Origin of the sequence: Aquiflexum balticum DSM 16537, assembly GCF_900176595.1 — a bacterium.
Taxonomy (GTDB): domain Bacteria; phylum Bacteroidota; class Bacteroidia; order Cytophagales; family Cyclobacteriaceae; genus Aquiflexum; species Aquiflexum balticum.
Genome location: NZ_LT838813.1, coordinates 885,443 through 901,984, shown reverse-complemented (window position 1 = coordinate 901,984; position 16,542 = coordinate 885,443). Strand labels below are relative to the sequence as shown.

General features: G+C 43.1%; 11 protein-coding genes. 6 read left to right on the top strand and 5 right to left on the bottom strand.

What is annotated here, in order from left to right; all coding sequences use genetic code 11:
- Nucleotides 1-54: 54 nt before the first annotated feature.
- Entirely contained in the window at nt 55-2,175 is a 2,121-nt protein-coding gene (locus B9A52_RS04025; RefSeq protein WP_084119098.1) for an outer membrane protein assembly factor BamB family protein, read from the bottom strand.
- A gap of 364 nt (nt 2,176-2,539) precedes the next feature.
- On the opposite strand from B9A52_RS04025, the gene B9A52_RS04020 reads away from it, so the two are divergent.
- The 6 genes from B9A52_RS04020 to B9A52_RS04000 all read left to right on the top strand — a co-directional run bounded on the left by B9A52_RS04020 (nt 2,540) and on the right by B9A52_RS04000 (nt 6,446).
- Nucleotides 2,540-2,833 carry a DUF1016 N-terminal domain-containing protein gene (locus B9A52_RS04020; protein ID WP_262483144.1) on the top strand — a complete coding sequence of 98 codons (294 nt, stop codon included), beginning with the start codon at nt 2,540-2,542 and terminating at the stop codon, nt 2,831-2,833.
- 166 nt (nt 2,834-2,999) lie between these two features.
- Nucleotides 3,000-3,299 (top strand): HigA family addiction module antitoxin, encoded by a 300-nt coding sequence (locus tag B9A52_RS04015; protein ID WP_084123377.1) that lies wholly within the window; start codon nt 3,000-3,002, stop codon nt 3,297-3,299.
- Nucleotides 3,300-3,302: 3 nt separating this feature from the next.
- The gene (locus tag B9A52_RS04010) at nt 3,303-3,902 is read left to right on the top strand and encodes a carboxymuconolactone decarboxylase family protein (protein WP_084119097.1); all 600 of its coding nucleotides are present in this window, start codon (nt 3,303-3,305) and stop codon (nt 3,900-3,902) included.
- 157 nt (nt 3,903-4,059) lie between these two features.
- On the top strand, nt 4,060-4,878 hold the full coding sequence (locus B9A52_RS04005) for a type 2 periplasmic-binding domain-containing protein (protein WP_197687268.1): 819 nt from the start codon (nt 4,060-4,062) through the stop codon (nt 4,876-4,878).
- 54 nt (nt 4,879-4,932) lie between these two features.
- Nucleotides 4,933-5,058, top strand: coding sequence for a GNAT family N-acetyltransferase (locus B9A52_RS26075; protein ID WP_231955473.1), 126 nt, complete (start codon nt 4,933-4,935; stop codon nt 5,056-5,058).
- A 263-nt stretch (nt 5,059-5,321) separates the two neighbouring features.
- Entirely contained in the window at nt 5,322-6,446 is a 1,125-nt protein-coding gene (locus tag B9A52_RS04000; protein WP_084119096.1) for an MBL fold metallo-hydrolase, read from the top strand.
- A gap of 54 nt (nt 6,447-6,500) precedes the next feature.
- On the opposite strand, the gene B9A52_RS03995 is transcribed toward B9A52_RS04000, so the two are convergent.
- From B9A52_RS03995 to ggt, 4 genes are all read right to left on the bottom strand, one after another.
- Nucleotides 6,501-9,770, bottom strand: a complete 3,270-nt coding sequence (locus B9A52_RS03995) for a WD40/YVTN/BNR-like repeat-containing protein (protein ID WP_084119095.1) — start codon at nt 9,768-9,770, stop codon at nt 6,501-6,503.
- A gap of 458 nt (nt 9,771-10,228) precedes the next feature.
- Nucleotides 10,229-11,611, bottom strand: a complete 1,383-nt coding sequence (locus B9A52_RS03990; RefSeq protein ID WP_084119094.1) for a RagB/SusD family nutrient uptake outer membrane protein — start codon at nt 11,609-11,611, stop codon at nt 10,229-10,231.
- Between the two features lie 18 nt (nt 11,612-11,629).
- Complete coding sequence (locus tag B9A52_RS03985) at nt 11,630-14,611, bottom strand: SusC/RagA family TonB-linked outer membrane protein (RefSeq protein WP_084119093.1); 2,982 nt, start codon at nt 14,609-14,611, stop codon at nt 11,630-11,632.
- A gap of 141 nt (nt 14,612-14,752) precedes the next feature.
- Nucleotides 14,753-16,453 (bottom strand): gamma-glutamyltransferase, encoded by a 1,701-nt coding sequence (gene ggt, locus B9A52_RS03980; RefSeq protein ID WP_084123375.1) that lies wholly within the window; start codon nt 16,451-16,453, stop codon nt 14,753-14,755.
- Nucleotides 16,454-16,542 lie beyond the last annotated feature (89 nt).

Here is a 16,542-nt window from a genome sequence, read left to right as displayed (position 1 = left end):
GCCCTAAATGGCGATAGCTATCGGTAAGTCCTGATTGATGCATTCATTTACTTATCATTCTTTCCCATCAGGCAAAGAAAAAGCAATAAACGCATCTCCCGAAGGCGTTCCCATTCGGTTACCACCACCGGCTGCGATGACCACATACTGTTTTCCATCCACTTCATACACGGAGGGGACAGCATATCCTCCGGCCGGGAGCTTGTAAGACCAAAGTTCTTTTCCGCTGTCGGCATCAAAAGCACGGAAAAGCTCATCTGCTGTAGCTCCTACGAATACCAATCCACCTGCTGTTGCTACACATCCACCATAGGTCATCGTACCGGTATCTTCTGATATTCCTTTTTCGCGCAATGCGGGATAATAACCCAACGGGACTTTCCATTTCACCGAAAAGGTGGCAAGATCTACGGCTGTCAAAGTGCCCCAAGGGGCTTTGCTGGCAGGAAACCCATCCTGGTCATTAAAAATCCGGAATCCTTGAAGTACGTATTTATCCAATCCGAACTTTGGGCTGTCAGGGGATAGTTCCTCAGTTTTTCCTTCCAGTAGATAGGCGGCCAATTTCTCGAGTTCTGCCTCTGTGAACTGAGGAAAAGCCGGCATAACTCCTTTTCCTTTACTCAGAATTTGAATGATTTGGGATTTGTCCAGCCTGTTTTCAATCCCTGTCAATGCAGGGAAGGAACCCATCATGCCTTGCCTTTCTGTGCCATGACAATTAGAGCAATTGGTCATATACAATCCATAGCCGCTTAAAGCTTCTTTTGGTGAGCTTCCCTCTGAATCCACTTTGGCCAATTGCAGGATCATGGGGATCTCGTTGAGGTTGAGATATATCATATTGTTTTTGGAATCGTAGGATGCACCCCCCCAAAGCGCACCCCCTCTAGGTCCCGGGAAAGCGATGGTTCCTTCCATACTCGGCGGCGTGTAAATTCCTTCAATCCGATACTTGGCCAGTTCCTTTCGTGCAAATTCATTGGATTCCGGGGAAATGTCAGTCAATTTTTCAGGGTCCAATCCCCTAGTGACCAAAGGGATTCCCTGATTCAGTTTTTGCGTGGGATGGGCTAATTCTCCCGGAACATTGGATCCGGGAACCGGAGATTCTTCGGCGGAAAGAAGTGTCTCCCCGGTATTTCTGTCCAAGATGATCAGTTCTCCCATTTTGGTGGGCTGCGCCAGGGCCTCTTTCCAACCTCCTTCCCAGGGGATGGAAATCAAGGTCGGGGCACAGGGAAGGTCAACATCCCATAAATCGTGGTGAACTGTCTGATAGTGCCAGATTTTCTCCCCTGAGGCCGCATTCAGTGCAATGATGGAATTGGCATAGAGATTTTCCCCAAGCCGGTTGGCACCATAGAAATCATATATAGCCGAACCTGTGGAAACAAACACCCAACCCTTTTTTTCATCCAGACTCATTCCTCCCCAGTTGTTTGCCCCGCCGTAATTTTCTCCTGCTATCCAATTCCAAGTGTCGTGACCAAATTGATTTTCTTGAGGGATTGTATGAAAAATCCAGACAAATTCACCGGTCTTGGCGTTGAAGGCCCGAACATGTCCCGGTGCAGCGGTATAGCCCTCTCCGGTGGTAGAACCTACTATTATCAGGTCTTGGTAAATGATTCCCGGCGTGGACAATCCTATAGAAAGGCTTTCCGGATCCGTTCCCATGTTTTCCCGTAAGTCAATTTTGCCCTGATTTCCGAAATCAGCGTGCAATTTTCCGGTTTTGGCATTTACCGCGTACAAATAGCTCCCGGCCGGTAAAAAGAGGGTTTCTTTCTCCCCGTCTTTGAAGTAGGTTACCCCTCGGTTGACGCCCACCGCTGTTTCACCGGCAAAAGGATCAAATCTCCAAAGTTCCTTCCCTGTCGCAGCATCCAAAGCGATTAAGGCGAGAGCAGGAGAGGTGATATACATCGTCTTGCCGATGATGATGGGATTGCATTCGATGGTGGTTTTCTCTCCGCCATCCCCGGTATTAAAAATCCAGGCCGGCTCAAGCAAATGAATATTCTTCACATTGATCTGATCCAATTCAGAGAATTGGGCGGCATCTTTTCCGCCACGATAAACCGTCCATTCACCACGGGAAGCCTCTTTTTTATTGCCACAGGCAAAAGAAACCAAAAAAAACACGACATAAATCCATGATTTTATATTCATCGGAAACAGGGTTATAACTTGATAGGAATGGCGTTTATGGTCAAGGAAAATGGCGGTGGAAGTTTTAGGTTAATCAATGTTCCTACCCTTGTTTGAGCCTATTGCTAAACTCCCTGATACATATTTACAATATCGCTAGACGGACTGGTAAAACAAAAGCTGTTGTGATATTGGCGGTATTACTTCCTATGTTTCTATTAACTTATTCATGGATATTGATCGGAATTACTGCTCATGTTGCTGTGGGACTCATTGGGGATTTAAAACCATATTTGCACAATCGTTGGCACCAAAAGTATAAATCCAGGCGCATCAAACAATAAATGACTTATAATCATAAATTTGTAGCATATAGGAACGAACAATGGATAAACGTTTTACTGACATAATTCAACTCATAAAGCAATCTCGGACAAACGCAATAAGAGCCGTAAACGCTGAATTGATAAACCTCTATTGGAATATTGGAGAATATATCAGCAAGAAAATTGAAAAATCAGAATGGGGCGACTCTGTTGTGTCAGAGTTAGCCAAATACTTGCAGACCAACGAACCTGAAATTAAAGGTTTCTCCGATAAGAATATATGGAGAATGAAGCAGTTTTATGAGACTTACAAGGACTTTCCAAAACTCTCAACACTGTTGAGAGAAATATAAAACTCAACTTCCCGACAAGAAACTTTTACAACAAAAGTTGCACGAACTGTTTGACAATGAGAAGGACGAGAATTAGAACAACTAAATCAATGGAGAATCATCTTTTAATGGAAAAATAATGATGCATATGATGTTAAAATAGTTGATTACCATTAATCAAAACAATATGGAAAAGTTGGAAAATATACACCCAGGTGAAATTTTAATTGAGGAATTCTTGAAACCTATGGAGATTTCTGCATACCGTTTAGCGAAGGAAACATTTATTCCACAAGCCCGCATTTCAGAGATTATTAAGGGCAACAGAAGAATCACCGCTGAAATGGCATTACGATTTGCCAAATTTTTCGGAACCAGCGCAAAGTTTTGGTTAGGATTACAAGATGATTATGATCTCGAAGAAGAAAAAATTGTAAAGGAAAAAGAACTTAATGAAATCATTCCCATAAAAGGAAACGCCGCATAAAATATGAAAAGACCTTTAGTACTCCCCTCAGCAGAAAAAGAAGATAAAGCCTTCCAGGATTTGATACAGTTTTTTAATGAAACATTGGGCTTTTGCCCCAACAGTGTTAAAACGATGTATCACAGACCTTCCATTGCCTACGCTTTCATTGCACTCAACAAAGCAGTAATGGACAATAAGGGCAGGGTTACAAGTTCACTTAAAAGACTTATTGGATACATCAGCAGTAATGTGGCAGGATGCAGATATTGTCAGGCACATACTATCAGGGCGGCTGAGCGATATGGCGCAGATGAAGAAAAGCTGAAAAATATTTGGGAATTCAGGACACATCCTGCGTTTTCAGAACAAGAACGGGCTGCACTCGAATTCGCATTTGCCAGTTCAGTGATTCCAAATGCAGTGGATGATGCTGTTGCCGAAAAACTCAGATTGTATTGGGATGAAGGTGAGATTGTAGAGATTCTTGGAGTGATCGCTCTTTTTGGGTTTTTAAATCGATGGAATGATTCTATGGGTACAGAACTTGAAAAGGAGGCAATAGAGTCAGGCGATAAACATTTAAAACAGGATAACTGGACTGTAGGGAAACATAAGTACTAAACCTTGTATGAACGTAATGATGCCAGTAAATGATAATTCAATATAATTCTGGGTAGGAAACTGAAATGTCCGGTACATCGGACATCGGACTTCCGACCTGTTTGTTATCGAATATTGGGTTACTGGCAAAAATGCGGATAACCATTTACTAATAACCATGGATCAAGACCTACAAAAAACCACAACAGTTAGATTTTGGAATGGAAACAGGTCTGAGGCCCGGCAGGTTTATGAGCGTCAGGTATTACAAGCCGTTCTGGAAGCCACTGAGGCAGCATGCGGGGAATGTGAGATTGAGGAGACCCTGGAAGATTATCCCGGTAATCAAGAATCACTTGTATTTGCCGAGAAAGGCCATGACCTGTTTGTGACCGTCGCCGGGAATCAAAAATTTAAGGAAGGCCAAATGATTGTAATCCCTCAACCACTGACAAAAAATCTGCTGGGATATCGGCTTCTGATTATAAGGGCAGAGGATGCTGGTTTATTTGCCGGGATCAGTCGGTCAGAGGAGCTGCAAAAGCTTGCCCATGGCATTCCCGAGACTTGGAGTGACGCAACTGTTTTCAGACACAACGTCTTTAATGTGGTTGAAAAAGGCAACTTCGATGATATTTTTGATCGGCTTCAAAACAAACACTTTGATTACAGCACTTTCGGGGCAAATGAGGTTTTGGGAGTCTATGAAAACCGGGCATCCAAGCGCAACGGCCTCATCATGGATCAAAATATATTGCTTTTCTATCCTTTTCCGCTTGTATTTTATATTAATCCAGACCTCCCAAAATTGGCCGAAAGGATAGAGGAGGGTCTGCAAAGCATTATTTCTACAGGTAAACTGGATGCCATTTTTAATGCGCATTACGGCAAAATTACTCAGCAACTTAACCTGAAAAGCAGGCGTATTTTTGTATTGGACAATCCGTTGGTACCTGATGAATTTCGCCACTTGGCCCCCGATATTGAAAATCTGTAGAGTGGCTTGTATCTATCTGCAAGCCTTGTCATGATGCTAAACATTATTGAGTAAATGAAAATAATTCTTAGACCTTGGGCAATTGAAGACTTGGACAATTTGGTCAAGTATGCCAATAACCGGAACATTGCAAAAAATATGACTGACAAATTTCCATTTCCTTACACAGAGAAAGACTGAAATGTCCGGTACATCGGTCTTCCGACTTCGGTCTTCCGTCCGGTAATTAATAGAATAATGGGTTACTGGCAAAGATGCGTGTAAGCATATTTTTTATTTTTCCTCTAACTAGAAACTGCATACCAACCGCAAGCAGGCGTGAAGAACCGAGTAAATATTAAGGTCAGTATCTTTAAAAATCTAAAAGTAAATTTGAAGGATACTGCTCCAAATACCCTTTTTCCAAAACTGAATTACCCAAAAGTCATTAACCATTTATAGGAATGAAGAAATTATTGAAAATAGTACTGTGGACCTTGGCCATACTTCTGATAGTAACAGGGAGCCTGGTATATTATGTAAGCAGGCAGATGGGCAGTTTGGATTCCTTGGAAGAACGTAAAGCAAGATTTTCAGGGTTGACATATTATGATGCAGCTACCGATCAGTTCATAAGTCCGGAGGAATTGCCCTATTATCCGGAACAAACCACAGGCGGAGATGCAGGTCCAGCCAGGTTTTTTAAAACTTCTCCAAATGCACCGGGTTTTCCTCTGCCCAAACAGATGATTACCAAAAGTGATTTTTCAGAAACCCCTTCGGATTTTGCTGCATGGTGGTTTGGTCATTCTACCTTTATTTTGGAGCTTGACGGGAAGCGGATCTTATTCGATCCGGTTTTTGAGAATGGAGGGCCCCTTCCCTTTATTTTGAGAAGGTTTGATGTGTCGCCCATCAAAAGAGAAGAACTGCCTGAGATTGATTTGGTGGTCATCACCCACGATCATTATGATCATTTGGAGGCAGCTACCATGAGATTTCTCGCAACAAGAAACACAGAATTTCTCGTGCCTCTTGGTGTAGGTGCAAGATTGGAAGGATGGGGTGTTCAGAAAAACAACATCAGTGAGTTGGGTTGGCATGATACCAAGACTTTGGGTTCTTTGCAAATAACGGCTCTTCCAGGAATACACTACACCAGCAGAAGTTATAATGATAGAAATAAAACCCTTTGGGCCTCTTTTGTAATTAAAGGGGATGAGAAAAATCTGTTTGTAAGTGGTGATACAGGATACGGTGCGCATCTGAAAGACATAGGAGAAAAATATGGTCCCTTCGACCTGGCTTTTGTGGAAATCGATGGCTGGAACAAAGGATGGCCTTTGACCCACCTCTTCCCGGATCAGGCAGTTCAGTTATGTCTGGATATCAATACACAGCTCCTATTTCCCATACATTGGGGCGTTTTTGATTTGGCAATGCACCCTTGGGATGAATCTATCAAAATGGTAGCTGATATGGCAGCAGAAAATAACATCGAGTTGGTTACCCCTATAATGGGCGAGAAAGTTATACCCGGCCTTAGCCCAACCAAAAATTGGTGGGAAATAAAAAACAGGGACAGATAGCCTGGCGCTTGTCCCTGTTTTTTTTAGCTAAGGTCAATATTTTGGCCTTGTCCTTTAATCCATTTTTCTATTTGGTGTATAAGGTGCTCCTGCTCTTTCCAACTTCAACTCAAAGTCCGCCAATTCATTATAAAAGGCTGAAGCATCTTTCAAATATTGATCAAACTCAGCCTGTGCGATTTCAATATTTCGTTTGTGCGTAGCTGTTGGCGGCTCAGTGGTATTCCAATGGCCATAAATCACAACTCCTACCCTACTCATGATTGAAGGGGAAGTGGATTCATCCTTTCTTTGAAGCACCGCGTCTCCCAATAGTACAGTTCTCAGGTTAAATAAAGAGGCATTGAGCGCAGTCAATTGCGCAAATAAATCAGGAGATGCATTTGGTGTTTTGGTCAAGGCGGCCTTTATATAGCGAAGCTTTTCACCGGCCTCACCCAATTGGCTGGCAGCACTTGAGGTTCTTCGGGAAAGATCACTGGTTTGTTTTTTAAATGCCGCCATCGCCTCATAATCATCACTTTTCTGATGAACAGGTTTCACCATGAACTCCTGTGCGTCTCCATGAAGCTCCAGTTTTCCATTTTTTATAACATAAAGCTCCACACTGTATTTTCCGGGTGCTACCAAAGGTCCTTGAGGATCGCTTACCCAAGGTGGTTGGAAGGCGGGAACGGTGAGTTCGATAGGGTCGGGTGGAGGCAGTCTCAAATCCCAACTTGCACGATGCAAGCCTGTTTTCGCTACTCCTTCTATCCAACGTATGGCCTCCCCGTTTTTATCCCTTACCAAAAGCATGACACTTGGTTCCTCTTCGATAGACTCCCCCCTCAGTTGATCCCAACCGGGAAATGGAATGCTGGCCTTTTGATCATTAAGCTTCTTCTCCGATTCTTTCCGCACTGCTTTTTCTGTTTTGGGAAGGTTATTTATGAAATATGTAAATACTGCTCCGAAAGGTGGGTTATCGCTTACAAAACTGGTAGATCCCTGAGAAGGCATCCCTTTGGCCTGCATGGGTTCGTTAGGGACATACCACCAAGCATCTCTCACCGGCAAGACCACATTTGAATTGGCATTGGCCAATTTGTTGATCTCCCTTAAAGGAGAGTAATCATCCAATATATAAATCCCGCGCCCAAAACTTGCCCCTACCAAATCATTGTCTCTGGCATGTAGCGCAAGATCCCGGAAAGGAATTGTTGGAACTCCTGCATTTAGCTTGGTCCAATTGACGCCCTTATTCACCGAAAAATAAATCCCGTACTCCGTTCCGATGAAAAGCAAATTTTCATCTATGTGGTCCTGTTTGATCACCCAAACAAGCGTATTGACAGGCAAATCTCCAGCAATGGAACGCCAGGTTTTTCCTTTGTCTGTACTGATGAAAACGTAAGAAGAATAATCTCCCAATTGGTGCGCATCGGCTGCGGCAAATACGGTATTGACATCATGGGAAGAGGCTTCGATATTGTTGATGAATGTCAGTGCAGGAACCTTGGGCAGGCTTCCACCTTTCCTCCAGTTTTGCCCATCATCTTCGGTCACATGGATCAGGCCATCATCCGAGCCGGTATACAGAAGTCCTGCTTGTAGCGTTGATTCTGAAAGTGTGGTCAAGGTGGCAAATTTCGACATAGCACCGTTGTCGTATAATGCGTCAATACTTGGTACACGGCCCATCATTTCCAGTTCATACCTGCCGAGGTTGGTGGTCAGGTCAGCGCTGATCGCCTTCCATGAATTGCCGCGATCGGTACTTTTCCAAACCCTTTGTGATCCAAAATAGAGTGTTTTGTGATCATGGGGGCTTACCTGAATTGGGCTATCCCAGTTCCATCTTTCGGGAGGATAATTAGGTTCAGGTTGTGGCTGAATATTCAATATTTCGCGGGTGGTTCTATTGTGACGGTGTAATTCGCCCTGTTGAATTTCCATATACACGATGTTGGGATCTTTGGGATCGAAAGCGACATCGTAGCCATCGGCCCCCAAAGGGACATACCAATCCTGATTGCGCACACCCTCTACATTGGTCGTTCGGGAGGGACCTAACAAAGTTCCAAGGTCTTGCGCTCCCACTACCACATTATAAAAAGGCTCAGCATTATCTAGTCCTACCTTATAGAATTGTGAGACCGGCAGGTTCGGGAAATGACGCCAAGTAGCTCCTTCATCAAAAGACTCATACAAACCTCCGTCTGTTCCCACGATCAAATGCTGTCCATTGGCAGGATTAATCCACAAGGCGTGGTTATCGCTGTGTTTCGTCCTTCCGGTTTCGCTATAATCGAAAGTCTTTCCACCATCACGTGTTACATTTATAAAAACATCCATCTGGTAAACCAGATCAGGATTAGTCGGTGAAGCTTCTATTTCCTGGTAATAGTGAGGCCCGGTTCCCCCTGAAATATAGCTGTTGCGCTTTTCCCAGCTCTCCCCTTTATCGGTGGATCGGTAGAATCCTTTATTGGCATTGTCCGCTTCTATGGTCGCATATACGATTTGAGGATCGGCGGGAGTTACTGCCAAACCTATTTTTCCCATATCGCCTTGAGGCAATCCCACATTTATCCTTCTCCAGCTTTCGCCCCCATCCATGGATTTATATATCCCGGACTTCGGACCTCCACCAAGTAAGGCCCAGGTTTTTCTTCTTCTTTGGTAGGCTGCGGCATAGATCACATCAGGGTTTGAAGGGTCAAATTCCGCATCCGTGACACCCGTATCTGCATCTATTTCGAGTGCTAACTGCCAGGTTTTACCTCCATCTTTGGTTTTATACAATCCCCGTTCTCCTCCTGATGACCACAATGGGCCTTCGGCTGCCACATAGACCACCTCGGAGTTTCTGGGGTCGATTAAAATTCTACCGATATGCTCTGAATTTTTCAGTCCCATTTGTTGCCATGTGGCACCACCATCCATGCTTTTGTAAACCCCATCTCCCCAACCAACATGCCGGCCACTTACATTTTCGCCCGTACCTACCCAGACCACCTCGGGATTGCGGGGATCCAAAGCCACTGTACCAATAGAATAAGATGCCTGCGCATCAAAAACCGGTGTCCAGGTAGTACCACTGTTGGTGGTTTTCCACAAACCTCCGCTGCCCACCGCCACATACCAAGTACTACCATGGATAGGGTTTATGGCAATATCTGCAATTCTTCCACCCATTACGGCAGGACCTATGCTTCTTACTTGGAGACCTCTAGCTATATGAGCAGCTATATCCTTTTGATTGGATTGAGCCCAAGATGAGTATCCTGTAAATGAAATTAGAAGAAGTGTTGTAAAGAGAAGGTATATGGCTTTTCGCATAACAGATTAGTTTTATTTCAATAAAAAGGTACAAGAAAATTTATGGTCTCAGGAACCTTTTATCAAAAAACCAGACCTTTGAGGTTTTTTTCCAAACCTCGAAGGTCTTGATAGTATGAGGTATATTTACTTTAGAGCTATTTACCCAAATTGGCAGGCAAAATCTTCGAGGTCAAAAAAAAACCTCAAAGATTAGCGCAAAAACGCCCTACAGATAATGAATTCTCCGAGTTTATCCGAGGGCTACTGAAGTACAGTGGATTTAGGTTGAGAACAGCAGTCATTTTGGTAAAAAGATTATCTTCAATCGGCATTAGGAAGTAAATGAAGCTTTGCAGAGAAGCCTTATCTGAAACTTGTAAATCGCTTTGAAAAGAAAAAGGCTACCCGATAAATCAGGTAGCCTTCTAATTCTTAAAGAGACTTTTTAAATAGTCTTCTTATTCCAAATTCTGAAATCAATTTCCGATATATGAATCCCAGTTCAACTCAGACTGTGGATGAGGAAACTGGGTGAAAATGGTTCCTCCATCAAAAGATGTAGGGATTTCATTCAATTTGCCATATCTCCTTGCATCTATCCAACGATGACCCCAAGGTTCGGCCCAAAGAGAATACCTTCTCTGATAAAGGATTTCATTGATCAGTGCATCCTTTGTTGTGGCACCGCTATAAGCTCCGATTCCAGCAGCATTCCTAATGATATTTATGGCATCAACTGCGTCTGAAGTTTGATCCAAGTTGGCATGAGCTTCAGCTTTGAGCAATATCAATTCTTCATTTCTGATGAATGGGATGGATTGTGTATTTGTTGCCCATCTGTTATCCTGGTGTGTACCTACCAAGGTACCTGCATCCGTGGAAACGGTTATAGGCGGAGCTGTTCTTTCAAAGAGTTTGTTAGCAACTCTTAAATCATTAGGGGTTGCATCCTCCAGCATACTTGGATGGACCACAATCATGGTAGTCACCACAGCATTCCTTACATAAAAGATCGGGTTGAAAACATCAGGTGCAGCGCCATAAGGATGGGCAGGTCCTGCATTTAAATTACCACTTAAATTCATGAAGGAAGCATCCAGAGCAGTAAGTACTCCCTGCCAGTCTTTTCTGTAGGCATTCAATCGTGCAGCTATGGCTCTATTTACTTGTTTAAGAGCAGCATTTGTATTAAATCCATCAAATCCTCGGGTCAATTTGAAAGGGAAGTTTCCTCCTCCAGCTGCACTGAGGTCTTGATCACCATCATCCAAAACGGTCTTAATAAAATCAAGGGCTTGTTCATAGGTGACAAAATCTCCCGGATTTAATGGATCGGCGACATCTATCCTGATTCCGTTTTGATATACCCAATTGGCGGGTATCATAAATTGATATCCTTTTATGGTCTTAGCAAAACCTGCCACAGCTTTTCTGTCAGCGTCTGACAATGTACCTGCCCCCAATGAAGCTTGGATTAATACATCTGCCTGCTTTATTGCCTGATATGGGGATGCCCAAGAGCCTCCTCCGGTAGTACCAAACCCGAAATAAGCATTGTCAGGAGTTCTGCCATTTTGACCCAACCAATCAGTTTGAAAACGTGGATCCGATCCATTTAGATACCATATTTCCCTACCAAAGGTATTCCAAGCTTGGGAAATGTTGGTAACATAACCCCTATGTCTGGATTCAAGGCCTGTCAATAAGAATTGGATTTGTTCCCTTGTAGCATTATTGCTGACACTTCCCACGGAAGGATTGTTAGGGTCCTCTATTTCATCCAACTGAAGCGGATTACAGGCAAACATACTGATCGCTGCCATTACCGCAATTCCTAAATATTTATTTAATTTTTTCATGATTTTCAGCTTTGGTGATTAGAAGTCAATAGTGATATGGAAGAATACCCTTCTTGGCGTAGGATATGGAGTGATATCCACATTGTTAGCTACCGCTTGAGCACCAAACGTAGAAGTCTCAGGATCATATCCCTGATAATCGGTAAATAAGAAAGCGTTGTTAACTGAAGCGCCTAACCTTACATTTTCCACACTATTTCCAAAAGTTTGATTTAATGTTGCTTTAGGTACAGTGTAATACAAACCTATTTCCCTTATCTTCAGGAAAGTCGCATCCTGTACCCACCTACCTGCATTATTATGTGGTGCCGGTGGTCTTTGTCTTCCATTTGGAATACCGTCTCCATCGTCATCATCAAACCATCCCTTTGTTGTACCTCCGGAATCAGTTAAGAATGTAGAAAGGTTGATATTATCTCCTCCTTTTCTATATTCCATCAGGAAGGAAAATTCAAAGTTTTTAGCAAAAGTGAAATTATTCACCCAGGACATATTGAACTTTGGTTGGGCATCTCCCCAAAAAGTAAATCCACCAGTATTTGTAGGTACGGCAGGAGTTCCGACAATCGTCGTTGGAGAAAATCCTTCGGCATAAAGGAAAGTACCCAATCCTGCTCCAAAACCACCTTGAATGTAGGTTGGGATTCCCAATCGTTTCATGTTCAATCTGTTGTGCCAATACATCAGTCTCGTATTCCAGCGGAAGTTGGATTTGTCTATTACTGCACCAAAAATAGCCAGTTCAATACCTTTATTTTCAAGTTCCGCTTCATTACTTGGTGTAGAATTTACCCCTGTAGAGGGAGCTAGTGTCAGGTTTTGAATGTTGTTCTGTGAATTCTTGATATAATAGGTAGCTTCAAGCCCAATTCTGTTGTTTAAGAAACCTGCATCAATCCCAAACTCCAATTCACTGGCAGTTTCAGGTAGAATCGTTGTGTTTCCTATTTGAGTGGAAACTGTCGACCCTAAAAGACCTCCAATATTGGTTCCGTTTAGTGGAGTGAATGTTGCGCCGAAGGGTACAGGACCAGCCGTCTCACCATAAGCAATCCTAGGCTTCAAGGCAGAGAAAGTAGATTTGGATCCCCAGAAATCAAAATTCGCCAAGTTGAATGCCACTGAGGCTCTTGGGAATGCAAAGAATTTATTCGGATCCCCATTTAAAGTGGATTTATCCCATCTGATACCAACGGTACCAATGATTTTATCCTCAAAGTTAGCTTCCTGTTGCAAAAATACACCTGCCTCCTGTACTTCAGAGAAGAACTGCTGGTTGATTTCCTGAACAGTTGCTTGCTGTAGGTTGATTTGACCTGGTGCTAGACCACGGCCCCTGTTAAACAGGTCGTTGTTTCTGAAATCGAGTCTTACAAGTCCTGCCTGAGAATTCATATTGACTCTTCCCAAATTCCAGTTGTATACCAATGCAGCCTGTAAATTTGTGTTGAAACTTTCCTGTTTACCCCAAAGGACATCACCTGGATTTGCAGAACCTCTTTGGAACTGCAGTGATTCCGGAAGATGCACCAAAGTTGTATTTTGCAAGAAATCGAGACCTCCGCCAAGTTGTAACTTTAAAAAACTGTTTGCGGATTTAAACAAATCAGCGTCCAATGTGAAGGCTTGAATAAATCTGTTCACTAATGAATTGTTGGTTCCCAGATCAGTGACTGCAACAGGATTTTCCGAGAAATAGGGGTTGATGGGATATGTTCCGTCCGAATTTCTTCGTAAATCATAATAATTCGGAACATAGGCAATATTGTAACCGATACTGGCACCTGAATTATTCTGGTTACCTGTAAAGCCTCTGTCAGTATCAGTTCTGATGTAATTGGAAGATACTCCTAAACGGATTGATTCGGTTATTTTATGATCAATATTTGCTCTTATGGAGGTCCTTTGAAATCCTGTATTCCTCACCGTACCGTCTTCATCTGCAAGGTTTCCACTGACAAAGAATCTTGTTTTATCATTACCCCCGCTTACTGTCAATCTGGTATTGGATAATATAGCACGATTATTATAGAAATAATCTTCATAATCAATAAAAGTATTGGATGACTGGGCTGCTCTGAATCTCTCTAATTCGAGTGGTCTCCTGGCTTCAGCGAAGAAGAAGTTGATCTTTTCCTCACTCCAATTATCAGTTCCTAATAATCTCAACGGCTGTGCAAAACCTATATCCTGCGATAAGGAAACAGTTGTTTTACCGGAAGCGCCTCTTTTTGTTGTAATAATGATTACACCTGCATTGGCCCGAGTTCCATAAATTGCAGCGGCTGATGGCCCCTTCAAAACCTCAATGGATTCTATATCATTCGGGTTCAAATCTGCCAAACGGTTGGCTCCATCATCCTGATTGGATCCGCCTGCACCCGACACCGTAGCCCTACCGGTTCTTTGGAAAGAGTTGTTGATATAAACTCCGTCCACAATAATTAAGGGTTGAGATGCTCCTGTCAAGGTCGAAATACCTCTAAGCTGAATGGAAACACCACCTCCGGGCGCACCGGAATTCATCCTGATATTGGCTCCTGCAATCTTTCCATATAAGGCACCATCCGTTGTTTGGATATTTGTGGTTCCTACCAGTTCCTGAGCTGAAACCGATGAAACCGCATTTGCCAGGTTACTCCTCTTAATATTGGAGGCAAGACCCGTGATGATGACTTCTTCCAAGTTCGTCGCATCCTGAGCTAGAGAAACTGCAATGGAAGTTGTACTTGGGGAGACATCCACGTTTTTACTGATGTACCCCAAGGAAGAAATTACCAAGACGGCCTGTTGATTGCCTTCAATGGCGATTGAAAATCTACCATCAAGGTCTGCAACCGCACCTCTTGTGGTATTCCTGACAAGAACCGTAGCCCCAATAAGGGGTTCTCCCGTCCGCTCATCTGTCACAGTACCCGTGACGGTGTACTGTGCCCAACTCCAGCCTACTGTTACCAGAAGGAGAAGGAGAGTTGTGCTGAATCTGTAAAATTTTCTCATAGATATTAATTTGTTTTGCAATAGATAATACTATTTCAATATAGTAATTCAAAACTAATTTTAAATGAAAATTATCTATAAACGGTTAAAATAATGCAAAAAAGCTTCACAAATGGGAAGGTGACTTGCCCAAATGATGTCTCAATAGCCAACTGCTGCACCATCTTCACTTGATGAATCGGCAGCACCTATGTAAACTTTGAGTCTTGAGTCGTAAGTGATTCCCATTAAAACCCCCAAATTATTAACAGCCCGTAGCTTATGTCCCATCAATTCGAGAGCATCACGTGTATCTGGGGAAAGGAGGTGTCTTTCGTATCGGATTTCATCAGGAAACCATTGATGATGTATTTTCATGGCTTCGATGGCCTTGTCGATCCGCATGTCATATTCCAATACATTCAGTACAGTTTGAAAAACCGTATTGATAATCGTCCTTCCGCCCGGACTTCCAATGATAAGATAGGGTTTGCCGTCTTTGGCCACGATGGTTGGCGTCATGCTGGAAAGCATCCTTTTTTCAGGAGCGATGAGATTGGGACTTGAACCGATTTGCCCACGGCTGTTGGTCACTCCTGCAACTGGGTTAAAGTCCCCCATTTCATTGTTGAAAATAAAACCGAGTTTGGAGGAACCCATTTTTACGCCATAAGAATGCTCAAGGGTATAAGTCAGGGAAACTGCATTGCCGTCTTTGTCCACTACAGAAAAATGGGTAGTACTGCTCCCATCGTACAATTGTCCATATCTGGATGAATCACTCAGAGACGCTTTGGACATGTCAATATTCTCAAACCGCATCTTGGCAAATGCCTTGGAAGTCAGCCTGTCCACAGGTAAATCGGGATTGAAATCAGGATCGCCCAAATGCTCCGCCCGGTCGGCAAATGCCCTTTTCATCGCCTCAGCGACCAAGTGTACGTAAGCGGTGGAATTGAATTCAATTTTTTCCAGATCTGCCAGTTCCATCAGGTTCATCATCTCTATCAAAGCCACTCCGCCTGAACTTGGGGGAGGCATGGAGTAGATTTCAAATTCATTGTAGGTTCCTTTTAGGGGTTTTCGTTCAATGGCCTCATATTTTGCCAAGTCTTCCTTTGTAATTATCCCGCCCTTTTCTTTCATATAGGATGCTATTTCTTCAGCTACAGGACCTTTGTAGAATCCATCATGCCCATGATCACGGATCAAGGAAAGTGTATTGGCCAAGGCAGCTTGAGTCCATATTTCGCCGGGTTGGATGATCTCTCCATTTTCATTTCGAAAGTAGTTTTTCATGATGTCATATGAATCATCCAATTCGGACATTCTCATGGCCACCTGATACAAGCCCCAAGTCATGGGAAATCCTTTTTCTGCCAAGTCAACCGCAGGCTGAACCAATTCAGCCCAAGGTAAACTCCCGTACTTTTGATGTGCCAGATACAAACCGGCAACGGTTCCAGGAACTCCTACCGCTTTGATGGTTTCATGATTTGATCCTTCGATCAGATTGCCATCGGCATCCTGAAACAGGTCAGAAGTCGCCTTTAAGGGAGCTTTCTCCCTAAAATCAAAAGTGGTGACTTCTCCATCCGATTTCATCAAAACAATAAATCCTCCCCCTCCGATATTGCCTGCCTCTGGATGGGTTACCGCTAAAGCAAAAGCTGTCGCAATACTTGCATCAATGGCGTTTCCCCCTTTTTTCAAAATATCAATCCCGACCTCTGAAGCCAGGATATTATCCGAGACCACCATTCCGTTTTTGCCGTAAGTTTGGGCATATGAAATGGAGCAGGTAAAAAAAACGATTGGTAAAAATAGTATCCTATAAAGGGCGATTATAATGGGTTTTTTCATGGGAAGAATTTGATGCAATGAATATATGAAGTATTTGGATTTATCCATTTTTGGAATCCAATTAAATGCATAACCTATATATAAGGAAG

Bases quoted from the DNA above. Each gene is read 5' to 3' on its own strand.
- B9A52_RS04025 (WP_084119098.1), bottom strand. From the start codon at position 2,175: ATGAATATAAAATCATGGATTTATGTCGTGTTTTTTTTGGTTTCTTTT.
- B9A52_RS04020 (WP_262483144.1), top strand. From the start codon at position 2,540: ATGGATAAACGTTTTACTGACATAATTCAACTCATAAAGCAATCTCGG.
- B9A52_RS04015 (WP_084123377.1), top strand. From the start codon at position 3,000: ATGGAAAAGTTGGAAAATATACACCCAGGTGAAATTTTAATTGAGGAA.
- B9A52_RS04010 (WP_084119097.1), top strand. From the start codon at position 3,303: ATGAAAAGACCTTTAGTACTCCCCTCAGCAGAAAAAGAAGATAAAGCC.
- B9A52_RS04005 (WP_197687268.1), top strand. From the start codon at position 4,060: ATGGATCAAGACCTACAAAAAACCACAACAGTTAGATTTTGGAATGGA.
- B9A52_RS26075 (WP_231955473.1), top strand. From the start codon at position 4,933: ATGAAAATAATTCTTAGACCTTGGGCAATTGAAGACTTGGACAATTTG.
- B9A52_RS04000 (WP_084119096.1), top strand. From the start codon at position 5,322: ATGAAGAAATTATTGAAAATAGTACTGTGGACCTTGGCCATACTTCTG.
- B9A52_RS03995 (WP_084119095.1), bottom strand. From the start codon at position 9,770: ATGCGAAAAGCCATATACCTTCTCTTTACAACACTTCTTCTAATTTCA.
- B9A52_RS03990 (WP_084119094.1), bottom strand. From the start codon at position 11,611: ATGAAAAAATTAAATAAATATTTAGGAATTGCGGTAATGGCAGCGATC.
- B9A52_RS03985 (WP_084119093.1), bottom strand. From the start codon at position 14,611: ATGAGAAAATTTTACAGATTCAGCACAACTCTCCTTCTCCTTCTGGTA.
- ggt (WP_084123375.1), bottom strand. From the start codon at position 16,453: ATGAAAAAACCCATTATAATCGCCCTTTATAGGATACTATTTTTACCA.